The 6,104-nt window shown below is 70.7% G+C and carries 4 protein-coding genes; 1 reads left to right on the forward strand and 3 read right to left on the reverse strand.

Going from position 1 to position 6,104, the window contains the following annotated elements; genetic code table 11:
- Nucleotides 1-117 precede the first annotated feature (117 nt).
- Nucleotides 118-1,488, reverse strand: coding sequence for an AarF/ABC1/UbiB kinase family protein (locus tag FK498_RS16555; protein WP_141856487.1), 1,371 nt, complete (start codon nt 1,486-1,488; stop codon nt 118-120).
- Nucleotides 1,488-3,290 carry a M3 family oligoendopeptidase gene (locus FK498_RS16560; protein ID WP_237560984.1) on the reverse strand — a complete coding sequence of 601 codons (1,803 nt, stop codon included), beginning with the start codon at nt 3,288-3,290 and terminating at the stop codon, nt 1,488-1,490. The genes FK498_RS16555 and FK498_RS16560 overlap by 1 nt, the downstream gene beginning before the upstream one ends.
- A gap of 112 nt (nt 3,291-3,402) precedes the next feature.
- Between FK498_RS16560 and FK498_RS16565 the strand changes: the two genes are divergently transcribed.
- The gene (locus FK498_RS16565) at nt 3,403-5,118 is read left to right on the forward strand and encodes a long-chain fatty acid--CoA ligase (protein WP_370510913.1); all 1,716 of its coding nucleotides are present in this window, start codon (nt 3,403-3,405) and stop codon (nt 5,116-5,118) included.
- Nucleotides 5,119-5,268: 150 nt separating this feature from the next.
- Here FK498_RS16565 and FK498_RS16570 read toward each other — a convergent pair.
- The coding region (locus FK498_RS16570; protein WP_141856493.1) for a S1C family serine protease at nt 5,269-6,104 on the reverse strand (836 nt) is incomplete at its 5' end.

Consider the following 6,104-nt stretch of genomic DNA (forward strand, 5'->3'; position numbering starts at 1 on the left):
ACCGCACCCGTGCTCTCCAACCCGTCGCAGCTCATCCACCTTGACCCGCAGGGGGCATCCACACATGACGGACGTGAGCATGACAGCAGGACTCCACGGCCACGCCTCGAAAGAGTATCACCCCGCCGCCGGCACCCCCGCTTCGGCCAGCGCGACGGCTTGGCGCGCGTCCACCGTCGCGGTCTCGAAATCGGCGATCAGCTCGTTGAACAGCCGGTGCCAGTTCAGCTCCGCCTTCAGCCGCAGAAACACGCTGCCGAGCCCAATCGCCGCGCGGTCCATCAACACGAACTCGCGCGGCGGCTTCACACCTCCGATGCGCTTCAGCCCCTTGTGCACCTCCAGTGCCACGCGCCGGCCAAACTGCGGGTCGTCGCTCTCCTGGATGCGCCGGACGCGATCCTCGAGCAGGGGCTCGTAGAGGAACTCGGCCCAAAGGTTCAGCACCGCCATCTTCTCGCGCGTCAGATCCTTGAATCCCCAGATCGTGTAGGCGTGATGCGCCTTGTCGATATCCTTGTCGCGGATCGCCTCGTAGAGGTCGATCACGCCGCGGATGAAGCGTGCGGGGAACACGCGGATGCAGCCGAAATCGAGCAGGTTGAGGCTCCCGTCGGCGCGCGCCTGATAGTTGCCCATGTGCGGGTCGCCGTGGATCACGCCATAGCGGTAGAGCGGCACGTACCACGCCTTGAAGAGGTTGAGCGCCAGCCGGTTGCGTTCCTCCTGCGGCGGGTCCTCCCTGATCCGCTGCATCAGCGGCCGTCCTTCGAGCCATGTCATCGTCAGGAGCCGTGTCGTGCAGTAGCCCGCGACCGGCGCCGGCACGCGCACCTCCGGCTCGCCGGCAAGCATCAGGCGATAGAGGCGCATCTGCGCCGCCTCGCGCGCATAGTCGAGCTCCTCACGCAGCCGCGTGGCGAGCTCCTCGTAGATGTCCTCCTGCTGGATCGCGTTGTCCATGCGGCGATAAACCGCCATCGCCAGCTTGAGCTGGCGCAGATCCGCCGCGACCACGCTCGCCATGTCGGGATACTGCAGCTTGCAGGCGACCGCGGTGCCGTCCGGCAGCGTGGCGCGGTGCACCTGGCCGAGCGAGGCAGCGGCCGCGGCCTCCCGGCCGAAGGAGGCGAACTTCGCCTGCCAGTCGGACCCGAGTTCGGCCTGCATGCGGCGGTTGACGAAGGGCCAGCCCATCGCCGGCGCGTTCGCCTGGAGCTGCGACAGTTCGGCCGCGTACTCGTCCGGCAGCGCATCGGGGATGGTGGAGAGGAACTGCGCCACCTTCATCAGCGGGCCCTTCAGCCCGCCCAGGATCGCCCTCAGCTCCTCGGCATGGACGGAGCGGTCGCCCCTGAAGCCGAACAGCCGTTCACCGGCGACGCGGGCGGCAATCCCGGTCACCGCGCCGGAGGTGCGCGCCATCCGCCGCAGCTGGCCGAACAGCGACGGTCCTTCCTCGCGCGCCACGGGGGCGCCTTCCGCCATCAGCGCATCGCCTGTTCGAGCTCGTCGATGAAGCCGCCGATCACGTCCAGCCCCCTGGTCCAGAACGCGGGATCGGAGGCGTCGAGCCCGAACGGCGCCAGGAGCTCCTTGTGCCGCTTGGTGCCGCCGGCGCGCAGCATGTCGAGATACTTCACCTCGAAGCCCGGGTGGCCCTCGCGGAACACGCCGTAGAGCGCGTTCACCAGGCAATCGCCGAAGGCGTAGGCGTAGACGTAGAACGGCGAGTGGATGAAGTGCGGGATGTAGGCCCAGTAGAACCGGTAGTCGTCCGCGAAGCGGAAGGCGGGGCCAAGGCTCTCGGTCTGCATGTCCATCCAGATCTCGCCGATGCGGTCGGGGGTCAGCTCGCCCTGGCGCCGCTCGTGATGCACGCGCTGCTCGAAGCGGTAGAACGCGATCTGGCGCACCACCGTGTTCAGCATGTCCTCGACCTTGCCGGCGAGCAGCACGCGGCGCCGCCTCGCATCCGTCTCGGCGTCCAGCATGGCGCGGAAGGTCAGCATCTCGCCGAACACCGAGGCGGTCTCGGCGAGCGTCAACGGCGTGCCCGACATCAGATAGCCGTTCGGCGCGGCCAGCACCTGGTGCACGCCGTGGCCGAGCTCATGCGCCAGCGTCATCACGTCGCGCGCGCGGCCATGATAGTTGAGCAGCAGATAGGGGTGGGCGGAGGGCACGGTCGGGTGCGCGAAGGCGCCCGAGGCCTTGCCCGGCTTCAGCCGCGCGTCGATCCAGGGGCGGGTGAAGAACCGGTCGCCGACATCGGCAAGGTCATCCGAGAAGGCCCGATAGGCGGCGCGCACGCGCGCGCACGCCTCCACCCAGGGGATCTCGCGATCGTCGTCCTCGGGCAGGGGCGCGTTGCGGTCCCAGTACTCCAGCCGATCGAGCCCGAGCCAGCGCGCCTTCAGCGCGTAGTAGCGGTGCGAGAGGCGCGGGAACGCGGCGGTGACGGCGGTGACCAGCGCCTCGACCACCTCGTCCTCGACCATGTTGGCGCGGTTGCGGTAGCTCTCCGGCTTCGGATACCGGCGCCAAGTGTCGATGATCTCCTTGTCCTTGGCGAGCGTGTTGGTGATCAGGGCGAACAGGCGCACGTTGCGGCCGAGGCTTTCGCCGATCGCGTGCGCGGCCGCCTCGCGGCGCGTGCGATCGGGATCGGAGAGGCGGTTCAGCGCCGCCGAGAGTGTCAGCGCCTCGCCGTCGACCGGAATGCGCAGATCGGCGAGCGTCTCGTCGAACAGCCGGTTCCAGGCGGCGCGGCCGGTCACCTCCTTCTCGTGCAGCAGCTTCTCGAGCTCGTCGGAGAGCTGGTGCGGGCGGAACACGCGCAGATCCCTGAGCCAGGGGCGCCACTCCTCGAGCGCGGTCCCGGCCATCTTCGTCTCCAGCGCCTCGTCCTCGATCCGGTTCAGCTCGAGCGAGAAGAAGATCAGGTGGGTCGAGATCGCGGTCACCCGCTCGTTGCATCCCTGGTAGAACTTGCCGATCGCCGGATCGGTCGCGTCCTCGGCGAACACGAGCTGGGCATAGGACATCACCCGGCCGAGCATCTCCTCGATGCGTTCGAACGCGGCGATGGCGGCCGCGAGCTCGCTGCCCGAGAGGGCCGCAAGACGGCCCTGGTAGCGCTGCGCGAACGCCTTGGCTTCGGCCTCGGCACGGTCGAGATCGGCCGCGATCTCGGGGCTGTCGCGACCCGGGTAGAGGTCGGTCAGGTCCCAGGCCGGCAGGTCCGAGGTGGTCTCGCCGGCGGGAACCGGGGCGTCAGGCGCAGCGATCCTGTGCTGTGGGGCCGTCACGGGCTTGTCCTGGCTCGAGGTCGGGGCCACACGGATATGGCACGCCGGGCAATCGCCGCAACCGGCGCGAGGGCAGGGAGGGCTCACGGTGGTGCGCGACTATCCCGATTGGCCGAACTGCGCGGCGCTGATGTTCGCCTGCGCCAGTCGTTATGGCGACCGGCCGGCGCTCTGGGCCAAGCGCGCCGGCGCCTGGCGGCCGACGCCCTGGCGCGAGGTCGGACGGCAGGCGGCAGCCCTCGCGCGGTCCTTGCGCGCGCGCGGCGTCGCGCCGGGCGACCGCGTCGTCATCGTCTCCGAGAACCGGCCCGAGTTCCCGATTGCCGATACTGCGATCATGGCGCTGCGCGCGATCGCGGTACCGACCTACACCACCAATACGCCGGCCGACCATGCGCACATCCTGCGCGACTCCGGCGCACGCGTGGCGATCGTCTCCACGGCCGCGCTGGCTCGGCGCGTGCTTGAGGGGGCGGCCGAGGCGGGCGGGCTCGATCTTCTCGTGGCGATCGACGATCCGGGCGAGACAGGGATCCCCGTGCTGCGCTGGCAGGAGGCGGTCGCCGACCCCTCCCCGCCCGACGACATCGAGACCGAGGCGGCGCTGATCCCGCGCGAGCAGACCGCCTGCCTGATCTACACCTCCGGCACGGGTGGCGCGCCCAAGGGGGTGATGCTGCCGCACCGGGCGATCCTGTCGAACTGCCGCGGCGCCTTCGACCTCCTCCGCCCTCTCCGCCTCGAGGACGAGACCTATCTCTCCTTCCTGCCGCTCTCGCACTCCTACGAGCACACCTGCGGACAGTTCTTCCTGCTCTCCATCGGCACGCAGGTCTTCTACTCCGCCGGCGCCGACCGGCTCGCCGCCGAGATGCAGGAGGTCCGCCCGACCGTGATGACGGCGGTGCCGCGGCTGTTCGAGGTGATCCGCGGCCGCATCCTCGCCCAGGTCGAGCGCGAGGGCGGGTTCAGGAAGCGCCTGTTCGATCTCGCCCTCCGCCAGGGGCTCAAACGCGTACAGGGCGAGCCGCTCGGCCTGCTCGGCCTGGTCGATCCGCTGCTAGACCGGCTGGTGCGCGCCAAGGTGCGCGCGCGCTTCGGCGGGCGGCTCAAGGGCATCATGTCGGGCGGCGCGCGGCTCGATCCCGAGGTGGGGCGGTTCTTCCTCGCCCTCGGCATCCCGGTGATGCAGGGCTACGGCCAGACCGAGGCGGGGCCGGTGGTGGCCGCCAACCCGCCCGACCGCATTCGCATCGACACGGTCGGGCTGCCGCTGCCGAACGTGGAGGTGCGCATCGCCGGGGACGGCGAGATCCTGGTGCGCGGCGAGCTCGTCATGCAGGGCTACTGGAACAACGAGGAGGCGACGCGCGCCGCGATCCGCGACGGCTGGCTGCACACCGGCGACATCGGTACGCTCGACTCCGACGGCTATCTGCGCATCACCGACCGCAAGAAGGACTTCATCAAGACCAATGCGGGCGAGATGGTCAGCCCAGCACGCGTCGAGGGCGTCCTGATGGGCCAGCCGGGGATCGCCCAGGCCGTGGTGGCCGGTGACGGCGAGGCGCATCTGGTGGCGCTGATCGTGCCTGCGGAGGGCGCCGACGAGGTGGCGGTGACGCTGGCGGTGGAGGCTGCGAACAAGCGGCTGGCGGTGCCGGAGCGGGTGCGCCGGTGGAAGCTTGTCGAGCCGTTCACGATCGAGAACGGCCTGCTGACGCCGACACAGAAGATCCGCCGTCCGGCGGTGCTCGGTCGGTATCGCGCGGCGATCGCGGGGCTCTACCGGGAGCGCGGAGCCTGATCCAGGTTGGCCGACCTGATCGGGTGCGTCGGCCCGCCCGCAGGACCCGCGACGGCTTGCGCCGGCGTGCAGCCCGGTCCTGCGCCGGCCTCGCCCGGGACGGCGCGCCTGGTGGGGCGACGTCGATGCGCGTTGCGCAACGGCGGCACGCTACTTGAAACACTCGATCAGAACGGTCGAGGGATGCGCGATCTCTCCCACCTCGGCCGCCGGATAGTGCGCGATCGAGGGGGACCGCCGCGGTTCCACGCCGTTCCGGCGCAGGAACTCGAGCGCTGTGCGGCCCTGGATGGCGATGTTGACGTTCTGCGGCAGATCGCCGGTGCGCTCGGCGATGCGCAGCGCGGCGAGCTTGGCAACGATCACGCCGATCACGTTGCCGGCGCGGTCGAGCAGCGGCCCGCCCGAGTTCCCCGCCTGCACCGGCGCCGAGATGATCATCGTGTCCGGATCGTCGCGCAGCCCAGTGAGCGCACTGATCTCGCCGGTGGTCAGCGTCGGCCCCGAGCCGAGGATGCCCGTGAGCGGGAAGCCGTAGGTGACGACCTCGTCGCCGCGGCGCGCCGGCCCCTCGCGGAACGCCAGCGCCGGACCCATGTCGGCGGGACCGGAGAGCAGCGCGAGGTCGCGCCGCGCATCGCGGCCGCCGACCGTGAGGTCGACCCGACGGCGGCTGGAGAGCACGCCGACCGTGCGCCGGCAGCCGTCGACCACGTGATGGTTGGTCAGAACCTTGCCCGGCGCGACGATGAAGCCCGTGCCGGTACTGGCGCGGCGCTGCACCTGGTTCTGGTCGGGCTGAGCCGGAGCGGGGCGGGCCGGCCTGGGGGACGGGCCGATGCCGGCGGGCAGCGGCACGGGGCGGTCGACGCCCGGCGGGGGCTTGCCGTTCCGGGGCCCCGGTGAAGGGCTGGCCTCACCGATCGGCGGCGGCTTGCCGTCGACGGCCGAGGGCCCCCCGGCGATCCCGTCGCGCAGCGCAGCGA

The sequence above is a fragment of the Elioraea sp. Yellowstone genome (assembly GCF_006704265.1).
Taxonomy (GTDB): Bacteria; Pseudomonadota; Alphaproteobacteria; order Acetobacterales; family Acetobacteraceae; genus Elioraea.

Bases quoted from the DNA above. Each gene is read 5' to 3' on its own strand.
- FK498_RS16555 (WP_141856487.1), bottom strand. From the start codon at position 1,488: ATGGCGGAAGGCGCCCCCGTGGCGCGCGAGGAAGGACCGTCGCTGTTC.